This is a genomic window from Flavobacterium oncorhynchi (assembly GCF_002217355.1).
Classification (GTDB): domain Bacteria; phylum Bacteroidota; class Bacteroidia; order Flavobacteriales; family Flavobacteriaceae; genus Flavobacterium; species Flavobacterium oncorhynchi.
In genome coordinates this window covers 489429-505436 of record NZ_MUHA01000007.1, presented here as the reverse complement: position 1 = coordinate 505436, position 16008 = coordinate 489429, and the positions used below count along the sequence as shown (strand labels likewise).

At 33.6% G+C, this 16008-nt stretch carries 17 protein-coding genes; 15 read left to right on the top strand and 2 right to left on the bottom strand.

Going from position 1 to position 16008, the window contains the following annotated elements:
- The first annotated feature begins 34 nt into the window (after window positions 1-34).
- The 4 genes from B0A75_RS07695 to B0A75_RS07680 all read left to right on the top strand — a co-directional run bounded on the left by B0A75_RS07695 (window position 35) and on the right by B0A75_RS07680 (window position 3405).
- A complete protein-coding gene (locus B0A75_RS07695) occupies window positions 35-367 on the top strand; it encodes a hypothetical protein (protein ID WP_089053701.1) in 333 nt (110 codons plus the stop codon).
- Between the two features lie 14 nt (window positions 368-381).
- On the top strand, window positions 382-681 hold the full coding sequence (locus tag B0A75_RS07690; protein ID WP_089053700.1) for a hypothetical protein: 300 nt from the start codon (window positions 382-384) through the stop codon (window positions 679-681).
- A 6-nt stretch (window positions 682-687) separates the two neighbouring features.
- Window positions 688-2238, top strand: coding sequence for a PepSY-associated TM helix domain-containing protein (locus B0A75_RS07685; RefSeq protein WP_089053699.1), 1551 nt, complete (start codon window positions 688-690; stop codon window positions 2236-2238).
- Window positions 2239-2301: 63 nt separating this feature from the next.
- Complete coding sequence (locus tag B0A75_RS07680) at window positions 2302-3405, top strand: PepSY-associated TM helix domain-containing protein (protein ID WP_089053698.1); 1104 nt, start codon at window positions 2302-2304, stop codon at window positions 3403-3405.
- Window positions 3406-3454: 49 nt separating this feature from the next.
- On the opposite strand, the gene B0A75_RS07675 is transcribed toward B0A75_RS07680, so the two are convergent.
- Complete coding sequence (locus B0A75_RS07675; protein ID WP_089053697.1) at window positions 3455-3802, bottom strand: toxin-antitoxin system YwqK family antitoxin; 348 nt, start codon at window positions 3800-3802, stop codon at window positions 3455-3457.
- Between the two features lie 210 nt (window positions 3803-4012).
- Window positions 4013-5005 carry a TlpA family protein disulfide reductase gene (locus B0A75_RS07670; RefSeq protein ID WP_089053696.1) on the bottom strand — a complete coding sequence of 331 codons (993 nt, stop codon included), beginning with the start codon at window positions 5003-5005 and terminating at the stop codon, window positions 4013-4015.
- A gap of 156 nt (window positions 5006-5161) precedes the next feature.
- Between B0A75_RS07670 and aspS the strand changes: the two genes are divergently transcribed.
- The 11 genes from aspS to B0A75_RS07615 all read left to right on the top strand — a co-directional run bounded on the left by aspS (window position 5162) and on the right by B0A75_RS07615 (window position 16007).
- Window positions 5162-6910 (top strand): aspartate--tRNA ligase, encoded by a 1749-nt coding sequence (gene aspS, locus B0A75_RS07665; RefSeq protein ID WP_089053695.1) that lies wholly within the window; start codon window positions 5162-5164, stop codon window positions 6908-6910.
- A 7-nt stretch (window positions 6911-6917) separates the two neighbouring features.
- Complete coding sequence (locus B0A75_RS07660) at window positions 6918-8780, top strand: hypothetical protein (protein ID WP_089053694.1); 1863 nt, start codon at window positions 6918-6920, stop codon at window positions 8778-8780.
- The gene (locus tag B0A75_RS07655; RefSeq protein ID WP_089053693.1) at window positions 8780-9190 is read left to right on the top strand and encodes a hypothetical protein; all 411 of its coding nucleotides are present in this window, start codon (window positions 8780-8782) and stop codon (window positions 9188-9190) included. The genes B0A75_RS07660 and B0A75_RS07655 overlap by 1 nt, the downstream gene beginning before the upstream one ends.
- Window positions 9191-9503: 313 nt before the next feature.
- Window positions 9504-9698, top strand: a complete 195-nt coding sequence (locus tag B0A75_RS07650; protein WP_007137066.1) for a cold-shock protein — start codon at window positions 9504-9506, stop codon at window positions 9696-9698.
- A gap of 243 nt (window positions 9699-9941) precedes the next feature.
- Window positions 9942-10307 carry an NADH-quinone oxidoreductase subunit A gene (locus B0A75_RS07645; RefSeq protein WP_089053801.1) on the top strand — a complete coding sequence of 122 codons (366 nt, stop codon included), beginning with the start codon at window positions 9942-9944 and terminating at the stop codon, window positions 10305-10307.
- A gap of 145 nt (window positions 10308-10452) precedes the next feature.
- On the top strand, window positions 10453-11001 hold the full coding sequence (locus tag B0A75_RS07640) for an NADH-quinone oxidoreductase subunit B (RefSeq protein ID WP_057121621.1): 549 nt from the start codon (window positions 10453-10455) through the stop codon (window positions 10999-11001).
- Window position 11002: 1 nt separating this feature from the next.
- Complete coding sequence (locus B0A75_RS07635; RefSeq protein ID WP_089053692.1) at window positions 11003-11524, top strand: NADH-quinone oxidoreductase subunit C; 522 nt, start codon at window positions 11003-11005, stop codon at window positions 11522-11524.
- Between the two features lie 21 nt (window positions 11525-11545).
- Window positions 11546-12784 (top strand): NADH-quinone oxidoreductase subunit D, encoded by a 1239-nt coding sequence (locus B0A75_RS07630; RefSeq protein ID WP_089053691.1) that lies wholly within the window; start codon window positions 11546-11548, stop codon window positions 12782-12784.
- A 195-nt stretch (window positions 12785-12979) separates the two neighbouring features.
- A complete protein-coding gene (locus B0A75_RS07625; RefSeq protein ID WP_089053690.1) occupies window positions 12980-13510 on the top strand; it encodes a complex I 24 kDa subunit family protein in 531 nt (176 codons plus the stop codon).
- 1 nt (window position 13511) lies between these two features.
- The gene (nuoF, locus tag B0A75_RS07620; protein ID WP_035646227.1) at window positions 13512-14882 is read left to right on the top strand and encodes an NADH-quinone oxidoreductase subunit NuoF; all 1371 of its coding nucleotides are present in this window, start codon (window positions 13512-13514) and stop codon (window positions 14880-14882) included.
- Window positions 14883-14975: 93 nt separating this feature from the next.
- The gene (locus tag B0A75_RS07615) at window positions 14976-16007 is read left to right on the top strand and encodes a 2Fe-2S iron-sulfur cluster-binding protein (RefSeq protein WP_089053689.1); all 1032 of its coding nucleotides are present in this window, start codon (window positions 14976-14978) and stop codon (window positions 16005-16007) included.
- Window position 16008: the final 1 nt, after the last annotated feature.

Sequence of the window (16008 nt, the reverse complement as noted above, 5' to 3'; positions counted from 1 at the left end):
AAAGCGAAAGGTGTTTTTTAAATTCTATGAAATTATGATAACAATAGCCAGTCTTATCGTTTTTTTAGCTTTTTATACACTTTATTACACCTCAAAAAGAGCCGTTTTATCTTATGATTTAGGTTTTGAAAAATGGATGAAAAAAAATCCAAAGCAAACTAAAATTACTGGATTGCTTCTTCTAACAACGGCTTATGCAATGTGGCTATTTACACAATCACTTTGCTGTGGAACTTTGATGTTTTTTATTCAATTAATGACAATTGGAAGTCTGATTATCATTCTTGCTCCATTAAAAAAAGTAAACAGCAAAGCACTAATAGCTGTACTAATTATTATTGCTCTATTAGAATTTTATTATTATTAAACCATAACTAACCAATGCCAGCAAACTCAAAATATTTAACCCCTGCATTTTGGCCGCGTTTTGCCAAAATAACTGCCGCAATACTTGGCGGTTATCTTGTTTCTACAACATTTCATTTAGCATTAGCATCATGGTTTAGTCGCCCTGAAGTATTAATGACAATGGCTTTTAGCGGATTCATACTTTGGGTTGTTTTAATGATTGTTGCATTTTTAGCAAAAAGCGGATGGAAAATCTGGGGCATTTACATTTTACTTTCCTTAGTTTTTTCTCTACTTATTTATCTTGGTCAAACCTATAATCCAGCAGTGTAATTACCTATGAACAATCGTCATTATAATATCTATTTTCATACACATACTGTCAGCGGTATTGTCATCAGCGTTGTACTTTTTGTGATCTTTTTCGCGGGGTCCTTTTCTTTTTTTAGAGATGAAATCATCAATTGGGAAAGAAGTGAATCTACCGCTGTTACAAGCGAAATCAAACTAGACTACAATAGCGCTTTAGAAAATCTTGACAAAAAACACGTTTTACACGGAAGAAATATTACCATATCTAAACCATCTGTTCAAAATAGAGTTGCGGTTTATATGGAAGGCACCAAAGATACTTTGGCTCCAGCCAAACAAAAAGAAGGATCATTCTTTTATCTGGATAATAAAAACTTTAAATCATTCACTTACGAAGAGTCTTATTCTCTAGGAGAATTTTTATATCGTCTTCATTTCCTTGCGCAGATTCCTTATCCAGTTGGATACTATCTTTCAGGATTTACAGCTTTGTTTTTCTTATTTGCAATCATAACAGGGCTTTTACTGCATTGGAACAAAATTGTTTCTAATTTTTACATTTTCCGTCCAAAGGAAAAATTAAAAACATTATGGACAGATGCTCATACAGCATTAGGAATGATCGGACTTCCGTTTCAATTTGTTTATGCTGTAACAGGTGCTTTTTTTATGATTAAGCTTTTAATTGTGGCACCTGCTGTAATGGCATTGTACAAAGGCGATCAGGATAAATTATACAAAGAATTAGAGTATAACGATCCTGATTATAAATTCGACAATAAAAAATTAGCCACACCTTTTGACATCAATAAATTAGTTGCTAAAGCAAAAAGCAACTGGTCCGATTTTGAGATTACACGAGTGTTTATTCAAAACTACGGCGATGCAAACATGCATGTTTTAGTAGAAGGCGAATTACCAAATCATAAAAAATTTACTGGAATTGGAAAAGTGGTTTACCGTATTTCTGACGGAAAGGAAATCGCCAGAAAAAATCCAGTTACACAAACCACTTACATTGATGTTGTAAAAAATGTTTTATATCGAGTTCATTATGGCGACTATGGAGGATATGCCTTAAAAATAGTAAGCTTCGTTTTAGGAATCATAACTTGTTTTGTAATCATTTCAGGAGTTATGATTTGGCTGGTAGCCAGACAAAAAAATAATTTACCTGAAAAGAAAAGACGTTTTAATGCAGCAGTTGTTCGCATTTATCTGGCCATTTGCTTAAGCATGTATCCAATCACTGCGCTTGCTTTTATCGTGGTAAAAGTTTTTTACCCATTAACTAAGGACAATCTTTTTCTTGTTTATTTTGGAGGATGGTTATTGCTTACAATATTCTTTATCATTAAAAAGAATGATGCTTTCACTAATAAATTCTGCCTCATCTCAGGAAGTATTTTAGGTTTTTTAATTCCAATTACAAACGGAATTGTTTCTGGAAATTGGTTTTGGAATTCGTTTATGGAAAACAAAATCCAAATCTTTTTCATTGATATTTTCTGGATTGTTCTAGCTTCTATAACTCTTTATACAGCTTATCATTTAAAACCTAAAAAGGTGACAGTTTAAAAATTAGCTTAAATAATTTGTCCTCTATTGATTTTGCGTATACTTTTACGTTTTTAATCAAAAATGGGATTTACAAAACAAATACGTTTTTTACATAAATGGCTCGGATTAATTTCCGGGCTTATTGTTTTTATAGTTTGTATTACTGGATGTATTTTTTGTTTCCATGATGAAATAAAAGACATTACTCGTAAAGAATGGCGTTTTGTTGAACCGCAGAATAAACCTTTTTTGATGCCGTCGGTTTTGCAGCAAAAAGCGGCAGAAATTGTTCCAAAAAACAAATCGAGTATGGTTTCTTACTACGGAAAAAATCGCTCTGCTATTGTTTATACGTATTCTGATACTGAAAATTTATACCTCTATTTTAATCCCTACACTGGTAAATATCTAAAAACTGAAAACCCAAAAACAGATTTTTTTATTATTGTCGAATACATTCACTTGTATTTATTACTGCCTGAATATATTGGAAAACATATTATAGGCGGTTCGACAATTATTTTTATTCTGTTATTAATTTCTGGAATAATTCAGTGGTGGCCGAAAAGAAGAAGCGATATTAAAAGAAGTTTTACCGTAAAATGGTCTGCAAAATGGCGTCGTGTTAATTATGACTGGCACAATACATCCGGTTTTTATATTGCAATAATCGCTTTTGTGCTTGCTGTAACTGGTTTAACATTTACATACGAATGGGTTGGTGACGGAATATACAAAACCTTTAATTTTGGAGGTGACAAAGCAATTGAGACAAAAACACCAATAATCGATACAACAAAATTCACCTCTAATTCAATTACAGCAATAGATCGTGCTTTTATTCAAACCATGAAAATGCAGCCAAAAGCCGAAATGCTCTTCGTAACATTTCCGCAGCAAAAAGGAGACATTATTAATACAGGAGCATATCCGCATACGTTAAGATACGATCATCAAAGCAATTACTATTTTCATCCATATGATGGAAAATTAATTCAAAGCGATCCCTATCATTCAAAAAGTTTAGGTTTAAAAGTTGTCGAAATGAATTATGGCATACACACAGGACAAGTCCTAGATTTGCCTGGAAAAATACTCGCCTTTACGGTAAGCTTAATTGCATCTGCACTTCCTGTAACAGGATTTGTTATTTGGTTTGGAAGACGAAAAAAATCTACGAAATAAAAAAACCGCTCATTAGAAGCGGTTTTTTTATAAATTGTTAGAAACTAAATTAGTTTCTATTTGCTAAAGCATTTTTCTGCAAGTTTTTAACTGAGCTTACTTTATTGTCAACATAAGCAACTTCGCTTAAATTGTTTTCATTAAAGATAATCCATTTTCCAGTTTTCACTCCGTCTGTGTATTCTCCAACGGCTTTTTTATGTCCTTTTTCGTCATAAGATACCCAGACACCGTCTAATTTACCATCCTTAAAGAAGCCTTCTTGCTGAACATTGCCATTATCATAATAATAAATAGCTTTTACCTTGTTCCCAACAGCTTCTAATTCTGGTTTTGCTTCTTGTGCCACTACTATTCCAGTGAACAATAGCGCCGCTAAAATTATACTCTTTTTCATATCTTTAGGTATTAATGTTTTCAAATCTTTATCAAATATACTTATTTGTTTACATTAAAAAAACTTTTACTTAACAATTTGGTAACATTGAGTAAAAACTTAACATTGGAGTTTTACCTAAAACAATAAAACCAGCGCTCAAGCACTGGTTTCACTGGTATTTTGATCAAAAACTAAAATTACGATAACGATGTAAATTTAATCCTTAAATTAGTTTAATAACGAATCTAATTGCTTTTGAAGCTCTGGAGATGAAGGCCTTTCAGCATCAGAACTTACAATGTTTCCTTTTGGATCAATCAAGATAAATCTCGGAATTCCCATTACACCATAATTTACAACAAATTCAGATTCCCAATCCTTATCAGCAAAAAGCTGTACACCTCCAAGATTTTTATCAGCTACAAACTTTTTCCATTTTTCATTGTCTTTTGCTTTGTCGATAGAAATACTCACAAACTCAATATTTTTTCCATGGTATTTCTCTTCAATTTTTTGCAGGTAAGGAATTTCGGCTCTGCAAGGTGCACACCAAGTTGCCCAAAGATCAATATAAACATACTTGCCTTTTAAATCAGACAATTTTGTTTTTCCTCCCTTATAATTGTCATAATCAAACTCAGGCGAAGGCTTTCCGTTCATTTTATTTGCTTTTGCCGCTCTTTCATAATTCTCAACTGCGAATTGATTAAAACGCTCAAGATTACTTTTCATAGCAGTAACAAATTCTGGATCAAAATTTCCCTTCTCTAAACTTTCAAAATCAGTCTTTTTCTTAGCTTCTAGTATTGTTGTAAATTCAGCCGGTTCTTTAGAAAAAGCTCCCTCAAGTTTTTCGTTTCTTAAGGCTTGCTGTGCTAAAAAATTACTCTCCTCAACCCCTTTACCGCTGAAAACAATAGTTTCATCAAATTCTTTAGCATTCATTGTTAAGTTTACCTCAGAATTTGGTTTCAAATATAACCTAGACGATTCGGTTCCGTCTGAAAACACATAAAATCCTTTTGGCGCATCAAAAGAAGCGGCAAAAGTTTCCTTTTTGTTAATCGGAATAACTTGTTTAAAATTATCTTTTCCTCTAATGACAAGAGTGTCACTATTTCTATTCGCAATTTTGGCTGTAAATTTTATTTGATTTTTGGATTGTCCAACAACACTTAAAGTGCCAAATATCAACAAACCAGTAACAAAGAGTTTTTTCATAGACATTTATATTTGTTTTTACTGATTCAAATCTAAAGAAATTACGCATCAAAATTTTAGAATTAACAAAATATTTAAATTTTATAAGCATCAAGTTATCACTTTACTATATTATTTTGTTTTTTGTGTTTACTTTTGCAATCTAAAATTGAGATCATGTATAGAAGTCATAATTGCGGCGAATTAAACGCTTCAAATATTAATACCGAAGTTACACTTGCGGGCTGGGTTCAAAAATCACGCGATAAAGGATTTATGAATTGGGTCGATCTACGCGACCGTTATGGAATTACACAACTTATTTTCGACGAAAGTCGTACTGATAAAACCGTTTTTGAATTAGCTAAAACTCTTGGCCGTGAATTTGTAATTCAGGTAAAAGGAACTGTTATTGAGCGTGAAGCCAAAAACAAAAACATCCCAACTGGTGAAATCGAAATTTTAGTTTCTGAATTAACTATTTTAAATTCGGCATTAACTCCTCCATTTACAATTGAAGATGAAACGGACGGTGGAGAAGATATCAGAATGAAATACCGTTATTTAGATATCCGTAGAAATCCTGTAAAAAACAGCTTATTATTTCGTCATAAAGTAGCAATGGAAGTTCGTAAATATCTATCTGATTTAGATTTCTGCGAAGTTGAAACACCTTACTTAATTAAATCAACTCCAGAAGGAGCAAGAGATTTTGTGGTACCAAGCCGTATGAACGAAGGTCAATTTTATGCATTACCGCAATCTCCGCAAACTTTCAAGCAATTATTGATGGTGGGCGGAATGGATAAATATTTCCAAATCGTGAAATGTTTCCGTGATGAAGATTTACGCGCAGACCGTCAGCCAGAGTTTACTCAAATTGACTGCGAAATGGCATTTGTTGAGCAAGAAGACATTTTGAATGTTTTTGAAGGTTTGACAAGACATTTATTAAAAGAAATTAAAGGCATCGAAGTAGAAAAATTCCCAAGAATTACCTACGATTATGCTATGAAAACATATGGAAATGACAAACCAGACATTCGTTTTGGGATGAAGTTTGGTGAGTTAAATGAATTTGCACAACACAAAGAGTTCCCTGTATTTAATGCAGCTGAATTAGTTGTGGGAATTGCTGTACCTGGAGCAGGAAATTATACCCGTAAAGAAATTGACGGATTAATTGACTGGGTAAAACGTCCGCAAGTTGGAGCGTCTGGAATGGTATATGTAAAATGCAACGAAGACGGAACATACAAATCATCTGTAGATAAATTCTACGATCAAGATGATTTAGCAAACTGGGCAAAAACAACGGAAGCAAATCCTGGAGATATGATTTTTGTACTTTCTGGTCCAGCTAACAAAACTCGCGCACAGCTTTCAGCACTTCGTATGGAATTAGCAACTCGTTTAGGTTTACGTAAACCTGAAGAATTTGCTCCATTATGGGTTGTAGATTTTCCATTATTAGAACTTGACGAAGAAAGCGGTCGTTACCACGCCATGCACCACCCGTTTACATCGCCAAAACCAGAAGATATGACTTTGCTGGAAACAGAACCAGGAAAAGTTCGTGCAAATGCATACGATATGGTTTTAAACGGAAACGAAATTGGCGGTGGATCTATTCGTATTCACGATAAAGCTACACAACAGTTAATGTTTAAATATTTAGGATTTACTGAAGAAGAAGCAAAAGCTCAATTTGGTTTCTTAATGGATGCTTTCCAGTTTGGAGCACCGCCGCACGGAGGTTTAGCTTTTGGATTAGATAGATTAGTAGCTATTTTAGGTGGCCAAGAAACTATTAGAGATTTTATTGCTTTCCCTAAAAATAATTCAGGACGTGATGTTATGATCGATGCCCCTGCAGCAATTGACGACGCACAATTAAAAGAGCTTTCAATTAAATTAGACCTCTAAAAAAATAATGATAAAAAAAATCTTTTTACTGCTTTTTGTTGTAAACTGTTTTGCACAAAGCCCAAAACAAGTCTTATACTCATTTTACGATTGGAAATATCCTAAAGTAAAAATAGAAAGTAATAAAATAGGTGTTATCGTAGAAGATCCTGTAGAACGCAGCGTAATAGACAATCAAGTCTCTGCCTATGCGATTCGCAATCTTAGCTTAAGAAATTTAGAAATAGTCGCTCCAACACAGAGCGACTATTTGTTATTTATACAACCTATCAGCACGTATCTTGATACTAAAGTAGAAAAAATAACCAACGGTAACGACATCAGTTATATTGGTCAAATCGTCTTTACTTCAAAGCTGAATTTTACAATAAAACGAAAAAACGAAGTTGTTTATACTAAAGATTTTAACTCCTCTCAAGTTATCTCAGAGGTAAGTGCTTATAACAACTTCAGTATTAAAACAGAAGAAATTGCAAACAACCAAATACAATTACTTCTTAAAAATTCAAGCGGAACGATTAACCAAAATTGTTATGACCTTTACAATAAGGATGTTTTGTATAATTTTTTCAAAGAGATTAAAGAAACGATTGATTTTACCAGAATTGAAGAAACCCTTCCTTTATACAAATTTAAAGACGATGATCTTGACCAAATAAACCAATCTGTGGATGCTTTTGAGTTTACCAGAAATTTAGAAGACACAGATGAGAACTATCTTAAAATAAAAAATCTCCTTGAGGAAAAAATAAAATTTTGGGAAAGTGAAGTTTCTAAATATGATGTAAACAATAAAAAAACCAAAAAAATTTATTGGGCTTTAATGGCAAATATCTCAACCAGCTACTATGCTTTGGGAGATAATGCAAAAGCACTAGAATTTAAAGACAAAGCACTACTTGTTGATTACAACAAAAGCTATCGCTATTTAACCGAAATGCCTGAGAAAAAAATCAAGAATATGGCTTTCTTATTGAATGCTGAAGGCAAACCTTTTATTGATTTTGAAAAAAATGATTTTTCGAAAAAACAAAATTTTGATGCTGTTTACTTCACCAATAAAAAAGGCAAACTTCTTATTAACAGCAACGTTTCAGAACAAGAATTGGCTATCAAAAAAAATCGTATTGAAGTTATTTATAACGTTTTGGCTTGTTCCAAATTCTATGACTTTTTAGTAAGTGTAACTAACGATTTTAACGAAAAAGAACAAGATAAAAGCCTATTTTTTAAAAACACAGACGCTTATTTTTTCAAATTAACAAAACGCTACGATGACTTAAGCAAAGAATTACTTGTTGCCGATTTGAAAAATTTTAATGTAGATGAAAAAAAAACTATCCTGAAAATATCTAATAGTATCCACGATTTAACAGATGTATTATATAACAGATTAAAAGTATCTACTATTGATAACAAAGAATCTGAGTTAGCACAACTTGTACGTGAATTAAATAAGCTTTTTATACAACAAGCAGGAATTCTTACTGATTATGGGAGAAGCAGTAAAAAGCAAGATCTTCAAGACTTGACTAATATGGTCTTAATTAGCCAAAATAGAGTACTTTTAGACCTTCCTTATTTAGGTTTTCTGGCAGACGAACTTACTACAGAAGACCACAGTCAATACAAAGAACATCCAAAAATTTACCAATCTCTTTTTAAACAGTATAAAAAGACCTTCAACAATTTGATGGGAAGTACTATTTTAAAAAATCTTCATGAAAAAGAGACCATCAAATTCGATGAAATTATAAATTCATTTTACATGCCGCTTTCTAGAGAAAAAATAGAGAATATCAATGTGAAATTTAAAAATCAATATAACAATCAATCTATACTGAGAATATTAATGTTATTCTCTAAATAATGAAAAAAATAGTCCCTTTTCTAATCTGTTTTACTTTTTGTAGTTGCATTTCTATACCAAATCAACCTACAAGAGACATTTCATTAGAAAAGCAACAAGCTGACGATCAGGAAAAAGACTTTGACTTACAGGTTAAAATTATTTGTTTCTCTGACAAAAACACTAACAAAGAGATTGAAATTGAATACGAACTAAAAAACAACTCTAAATCGACGGTTTTTGATCATAAATTAAAAACGTATAAATTGTTTTTTATCCTCAAAATGACAGACGGGCGAGAAATTGCAAAAGAAAAAACAATTTGGTCTATAATCCCGCCAAATACAGCAATAATCGAAAAGGAAAAAATATACGTCTCTGATTACGTTGTTCAATCTTGTTCAGCTACTCTTTATACAAAATATAAATAACTTAAGATTATTAAAATAAGGCATAAATTTTTATTAAATCCACTAAATATTTCTCTTTTTTACTTTTCAAAAAAGAGAAAAAACATACTTAAAAATAAAATTTCTTAAAATTTCAAATTCCTACAATCGACTCGTTTTTATATTCTTACAATTAACGATTCTCAAATTATGGCATTTCATATAAAATTTGATGCAATAAACCACGTAAAAACACTGGAAATCAATAATTTTTACAAAAATTTAACACCCTAATGTCTTTTGTATGAATTTATATATTACATTTGCTTTATTATAAATTATTATTACAATTACAATGCGTACAGGTACAGTAAAATTTTTCAATGAATCTAAAGGTTATGGGTTCATTACAGACGAAGAAACAGGAAAGGACATCTTCGTTCACGCTTCAGGAATTAACGCGGAAGAATTACGCGAAGGTGACCGTGTAAGCTATGAAGAAGAAGAAGGAAGAAAAGGGAAAGTTGCTGCTAAAGTAGCAGTAATCTAAGAAAAATATAGCAATTTATTTTTTTTGCCTCTGAATGGTTTTAAAAACGTCTCGATACACATCGAGACGTTTTTTTTTGCTCATTTCTTAAAAAAATATTAAAATTTTAAGACCTTATTTATAATCAATAAAAATTACACCCAAACGTTGTTGCATTGCGTACTTATGTCCCCCTTTAGTTTGTGATTTACGTCATTGAAAGTTATCTTTGTGGCTTATTCTTTAAGTAAAAAAGTTAAGCTTATGCAATCTGATCAATACAGTTACATTCCTATTTTAATGCAGTTCATTCTAGCTGTTGGTTTTGTTGTAGGAACAATCATTATTTCTGGAAAATTAGGCCCAAAAAGAACCTCTGAAGTTAAAGATAAAAACTTCGAGTGCGGGATCGAATCTGTTGGTAATGCACGTATTCCTTTTTCAGTAAAATATTTCCTAGTTGCCATCCTGTTTGTATTGTTTGACGTAGAGGTGATTTTTCTTTATCCTTGGGCAGTAAATTTTAAAGAACTTGGTATTGAAGGAATGCTGAAAATGATTGTTTTTATGTCATTGCTTTTAGTTGGTTTTTTCTACATCATCAAAAAGAAAGCTTTAGACTGGGAATAAATGCGATTTTAGATTTCAGTCCCAATAGCTATCGGGATAGATTTGAAAGCTAATTTCTTCAAAATACAATATTGATTTTTTAAAATATTGATTTCGATTTCAAGATTAAAAATCTAAAATCAGAAATCTACAATCTAAAATAAAAATGAGCGATTCAAATGTAAATATGGTTGCGCCACCTGAAGGTGTTGTTGGTGAAGGTTTCTTCGCAACAAAACTAAATGATGTTGTAGGTCTGGCACGCGCGAATTCTCTTTGGCCTTTACCATTTGCAACATCTTGCTGCGGAATTGAGTTTATGGCAACAATGGCTTCACATTACGATTTAGCACGATTTGGATCTGAGCGTGTGAGTTTCTCTCCTCGTCAAGCAGATATGTTATTAGTAATGGGAACAATTTCAAAAAAAATGGCCCCGATTTTAAGACAAGTTTACGAACAAATGTCTGAACCTCGCTGGGTAATCGCCGTTGGAGCTTGTGCTTCATCGGGAGGTGTTTTCGACACGTACTCAGTTCTGCAAGGAATTGATAAAGTAATCCCGGTTGACGTTTACGTTCCAGGATGTCCTCCAAGACCAGAACAAATCGTTGACGGAGTAATGAGATTACAAGAATTGGTAAAAAGTGAATCTGTTAGACGCAGAAGCTCTCCAGAATACCAAGAATTATTAGCTTCCTATAACATTTCATAAGATGGCTTTAGAAAATACCCTGATTCAAGATAAACTTACAGAAACATTTGATACAAGTGTTTTTAACTTTCAACAAGAAAGAGATATTTTTTCATTAGAAACAACTCCTGAAAAAATCACAGCATTGATCCTTTTCCTGAAAAATGATTCTGATTTACGTTTTCACTTTTTAACAGACTTATGCGGCATTCATTATCCAGACAACGACACAGATCGTCAATTTGCGATAGTTTATCACTTGCACAACTGGTACGAAAACAAACGTATTAAAATCAAAGTTTACTTGAATGGTGAAAAACCAGAGATCAAAACCGTTTCAAATATTTTCTTGAGTTCAAACTGGATGGAAAGAGAAACATACGATTTCTTCGGAATCAATTTTATTGGTCACCCGCAATTGAAACGTATTTTGAATATGGACGAAATGGTGTCTTTCCCAATGAGAAAAGAATTCCCAATGGAAGACAGCGGAAGAACTGATAAAGACGACAGATTCTTTGGAAGAACAACAACAAATTGCTAAAAAATAATTCAACATTATAAAATGTCAGAACTATTATTACCACCAGAGCATCGTTATGCTAAAATAATTAAGGACAAACTAAACGAAGACGGAAGCGAGCTTTCGGTTCTGAATTTAGGACCAACGCATCCTGCGACTCACGGTATTTTTCAAAACATCCTATTAATGGATGGTGAAAGAATTCTAGAGGCTGAACCAACTATTGGTTACATCCATAGAGCTTTTGAGAAAATTGCTGAAAATCGTCCTTTCTATCAAATCACACCTCTTACAGATCGTATGAACTATTGCTCCTCTCCTATTAACAATATGGGATGGTGGATGACCTTAGAGAAATTACTAAATATTGAAGTTCCTAAAAGAGCACAATACTTAAGAGTTATTGTAATGGAGCTTGCTCGTATTACCGATCACTTAATTTGTAACTCGATTCTAGGAGTAGATACTGGTGCTTATACTGGTTTCTTGTACGTTTTTCAATTCAGAGAAAAGGTTTATGAGATTTACGAAGAAATTTGTGGCGCTCGTTTAACAACAAACATGGGAAGAATTGGTGGTTTCGAAAGAGACTGGTCACCAGAAGCTTTTCGCAAATTAGATGTTTTCTTAAAAGATTTTCCTGTTGCTTGGCAAGAGTTCGTAAACTTATTCGAAAGAAACAGAATTTTCCTTGATAGAACTGTAAACGTAGGTGCTATTTCTGCTGAACAAGCAATGGCTTACGGATTTACAGGTCCAAACTTACGTGCTGCCGGAATTGATTATGATGTTCGCGTTGCGCAGCCTTACTCTTCTTACGAAGACTTCGAATTTAATGTTCCTGTTGGAAAATCAGGTGACACTTACGATCGTTTCTGCGTTCGTAATGCCGAAGTTTGGGAAAGTTTAAGCATTATTCGTCAAGCTTTGGATAAAATGCCGGCTGGAAACGAATACCACGCAGAAGTTCCTGATTACTACCTTCCTCCAAAAGAAGATGTTTACACTTCAATGGAATCTTTAATTTATCACTTTAAGATTGTAATGGGAGAAGTTCCTGTACCAGTTGCAGAAATTTACCACCCTGTTGAAGGAGGAAACGGAGAAATTGGATTCTATTTAGTTACAGACGGAAGCAGAACTCCATATAGATTACATTTCAGAAGACCTTGTTTTATTTATTACCAAGCCTATCCTGAAATGATTAAAGGTTCATTACTTTCTGATGCGATTGTTATCCTTTCGAGTTTAAACGTAATTGCAGGAGAGTTAGACGCCTAACAAATTGTAGATTTTAGATTATAGATTTTAGATTACTGATTGAAATGCAGATTTTAGAATTTAGATTTAAAAATTACAGTTAGGAATTGAAAATTCAGATTGAAGAATCTAAAACTTAAACAAAGATTGCAGAATATGGATTTAAAGACATCAGATTAAAAAATCTTAAGCCTTAAATCTAAAATCTAAAATAAAATGGAACGTAAACATTACAAACAAGAAATAAATATGACTGAGGCATTGATCACTCGTATCAATGAATTGATTAGTCATTATCCAGAAGGCAAACAAAAATCGGCTTTACTGCCTGTTTTGCACGAAGTGCAGGATGCGCATAACAACTGGCTTAGCATTGAATTGCAAGACAAAGTTGCCGAGATTCTTCAGATAAAACCAATCGAGGTTTATGAAGTGGTTACTTTTTATACCATGTTCAACCAAAAACCAATTGGAAAATACATGTTTGAGTTTTGCCAGACTTCTTGTTGTTGTTTAAATGGTGCCGAAAATTTAATGGATTATACTTCTGAAAAATTAGGCATTAAAATGGGTGAAACTACTCCAGACGGAATGTTTACCATTGCTGGTGTAGAATGCTTAGGTGCTTGCGGATACGCTCCGATGATGCAGTTAGGCGATTTCTACAAAGAGAAATTGACAGAAGACAAAATCGATCAGTTAATCGCTGATTGTAGAGATGATAAAATAATATTACACGATAAATAAGATGTCACAAAAAATATTATTAGATAAAATCAATATTCCTGGAATTAAAACCTACGAAGTATATCGTCAAAATGGCGGATACGCTTCTGTAGAAAAAGCTTTAAAAACACTTACACCAGATGAAGTTACTGAAGAAGTAAAAAAATCAGGTCTTCGTGGTCGTGGCGGCGCGGGTTTCCCTGCCGGAATGAAATGGAGTTTTATTGACAAAAAATCAGGAAAACCAAGACACTTAGTTTGCAACGCCGACGAATCTGAACCGGGAACTTTCAAAGATCGTTATTTGATGGAATTTATTCCTCACTTGTTGATCGAAGGAATGATTACTTCTAGTTACGCTTTAGGTGCAAACCTTTCATATATCTACATTCGTGGAGAATATATGTGGGTTTTCAAAATTTTAGAAAGAGCAATTGCCGAGGCCAAAGCTGCAGGCTGGTTAGGAAAAAATATATTAGGTTCAGGTTACGATCTTGAACTTCACGTTCACTGTGGAGCTGGAGCTTATATCTGTGGAGAAGAAACTGCACTTATTGAGTCTCTAGAAGGTAAAAGAGGAAATCCTCGTATTAAACCGCCTTTCCCAGCAGTTTCAGGACTTTGGGCAAATCCAACAGTGGTAAACAATGTTGAAACTATTGCAACGGTGCCTTGGATTGTAAACAATTCTGGTGACGATTATGCTAAAATTGGTATTGGACGTTCTACTGGAACTAAATTAATCTCTGCTTCAGGGCATATCAAAAATCCTGGGGTTTATGAAATTGAATTAGGTTTAAGTGTTGACGAATTCATGAATTCTGATGAATATTTAGGAGGAATGTCTTCAAGCCGTCCATTAAAAGCATTTGTACCGGGAGGTTCTTCTGTGCCAATCTTACCAGCAGAATTGATTTTCAAAACAGCAAACGGAGAAGATCGTTTAATGACTTACGAATCTTTAAGTGATGGTGGTTTTGCTACCGGATCTATGTTAGGCTCTGGAGGATTTATTGTTTACAATGATACTGCTTGTGTCGTAAGAAACACTTGGAATTTTGCTCGTTTCTATCACCACGAATCTTGCGGACAATGTACACCTTGTCGTGAAGGAACAGGATGGTTAGAAAAAATCTTATGGAGAATCGAAAACGGTCAAGGCCGTGAAGAAGATATTGAATTATTGTGGAGCATTCAAAGTAAAATTGAAGGAAACACAATTTGTCCACTTGGTGACGCCGCTTCTTGGCCAGTAGCAGCAGCGATTCGTCACTTTAGAGATGAATTTGAATATCACGTTCGTTTCCCAGAAAAAATTAAAAATAGAGATCACTTTGTTGCTGAACCTTTTTCGCAAGTGAAGCATTTAGTAGGCGGTAAAGTAATCGTATAAAAATAAAAAGCAGAAAGTTATAAAGTTCATAATGTTAAAAAGGACAGCAATTCTTTTCAATATTCCGACTTTCAACATTCAAATCATAAAGAGATGAAAGTAACCATAGACGGTCAAAGTATAGACGTAGAACCAGGAACAACGATCCTGCAGGCTGCACGTATGATTGGTGGAGATTTGGTACCGCCAGCCATGTGCTATTACTCAAAATTAAAAGGGAGCGGTGGAAAATGTCGTTGCTGTTTAGTTGAAGTTTCTAAAGGTAGTGAAGCTGACCCAAGACCAATGCCAAAATTAATGGCATCTTGTGTAACAGGATGTATGGACGGAATGGAAGTAAACAGTAAATCTTCTGCCAGAGTTACCGAAGCGCGTAAATCTGTAACAGAATTTTTATTGATCAACCACCCATTAGACTGCCCTATTTGTGATCAAGCTGGTGAATGTGATCTTCAAAATTTAAGTTTTGAGCACGGAAACCCAAAATCACGTTATATTGAAGAAAAAAGAACATTTGAACCAGAAGATATTGGTCCGAATATTCAACTGCATATGAACCGTTGTATTTTATGCCAAAGATGTGTACAAGTTGCAGATCAATTGACAGACAACAGAGTTCACGGAGTATTAGATCGTGGTGATCACGCTAATATTTCAACTGGAATCTCAAAAGCAATCGACAATGAGTTTTCTGGAAACATGATTGACGTTTGTCCAGTTGGAGCTTTAACTGACAAAACTTTCCGTTTTAAATCAAGAGTTTGGTTTAACAAGCCTTATAACGCACACAGAGAATGTACTACTCCTGGATGCTGCGGTAAAACTACAGTTTGGATGTTTGGTGGAGAAATTCAACGTGTAACTGGTCGCAAAGACGAGTATCATGAAGTTGAAGAATTCATTTGCAACAGCTGTCGTTTTGATCACAAAAACGTTAATGACTGGGTTATTGAAGGACCAAGAGAATTTGAAAAAGATTCTGTTATTAACCAAAATAACTACACTCAAAAATTAGAGAAAGTTGAAATCGATACAGAGAAGAATATTCTTTTAGGTAGAGATATTGACCGTAAAAAAATTAGTATGGCAGCAATTCCATTAACTACTAATGATAAAAAAGTTTAAG

Coding starts and splice junctions, on each gene's coding strand:
- B0A75_RS07660 (WP_089053694.1), top strand. CDS start 6,918: ATGATAAAAAAAATCTTTTTACTGCTTTTTGTTGTAAACTGTTTTGCA.
- B0A75_RS07685 (WP_089053699.1), top strand. CDS start 688: ATGAACAATCGTCATTATAATATCTATTTTCATACACATACTGTCAGC.
- B0A75_RS07640 (WP_057121621.1), top strand. CDS start 10,453: ATGAGCGATTCAAATGTAAATATGGTTGCGCCACCTGAAGGTGTTGTT.
- B0A75_RS07615 (WP_089053689.1), top strand. CDS start 14,976: ATGAAAGTAACCATAGACGGTCAAAGTATAGACGTAGAACCAGGAACA.
- B0A75_RS07670 (WP_089053696.1), bottom strand. CDS start 5,005: ATGAAAAAACTCTTTGTTACTGGTTTGTTGATATTTGGCACTTTAAGT.
- aspS (WP_089053695.1), top strand. CDS start 5,162: ATGTATAGAAGTCATAATTGCGGCGAATTAAACGCTTCAAATATTAAT.
- B0A75_RS07630 (WP_089053691.1), top strand. CDS start 11,546: ATGTCAGAACTATTATTACCACCAGAGCATCGTTATGCTAAAATAATT.
- B0A75_RS07690 (WP_089053700.1), top strand. CDS start 382: ATGCCAGCAAACTCAAAATATTTAACCCCTGCATTTTGGCCGCGTTTT.
- B0A75_RS07695 (WP_089053701.1), top strand. CDS start 35: ATGATAACAATAGCCAGTCTTATCGTTTTTTTAGCTTTTTATACACTT.
- B0A75_RS07635 (WP_089053692.1), top strand. CDS start 11,003: ATGGCTTTAGAAAATACCCTGATTCAAGATAAACTTACAGAAACATTT.
- B0A75_RS07680 (WP_089053698.1), top strand. CDS start 2,302: ATGGGATTTACAAAACAAATACGTTTTTTACATAAATGGCTCGGATTA.
- nuoF (WP_035646227.1), top strand. CDS start 13,512: ATGTCACAAAAAATATTATTAGATAAAATCAATATTCCTGGAATTAAA.
- B0A75_RS07650 (WP_007137066.1), top strand. CDS start 9,504: ATGCGTACAGGTACAGTAAAATTTTTCAATGAATCTAAAGGTTATGGG.
- B0A75_RS07625 (WP_089053690.1), top strand. CDS start 12,980: ATGGAACGTAAACATTACAAACAAGAAATAAATATGACTGAGGCATTG.
- B0A75_RS07675 (WP_089053697.1), bottom strand. CDS start 3,802: ATGAAAAAGAGTATAATTTTAGCGGCGCTATTGTTCACTGGAATAGTA.
- B0A75_RS07645 (WP_089053801.1), top strand. CDS start 9,942: ATGCAATCTGATCAATACAGTTACATTCCTATTTTAATGCAGTTCATT.
- B0A75_RS07655 (WP_089053693.1), top strand. CDS start 8,780: ATGAAAAAAATAGTCCCTTTTCTAATCTGTTTTACTTTTTGTAGTTGC.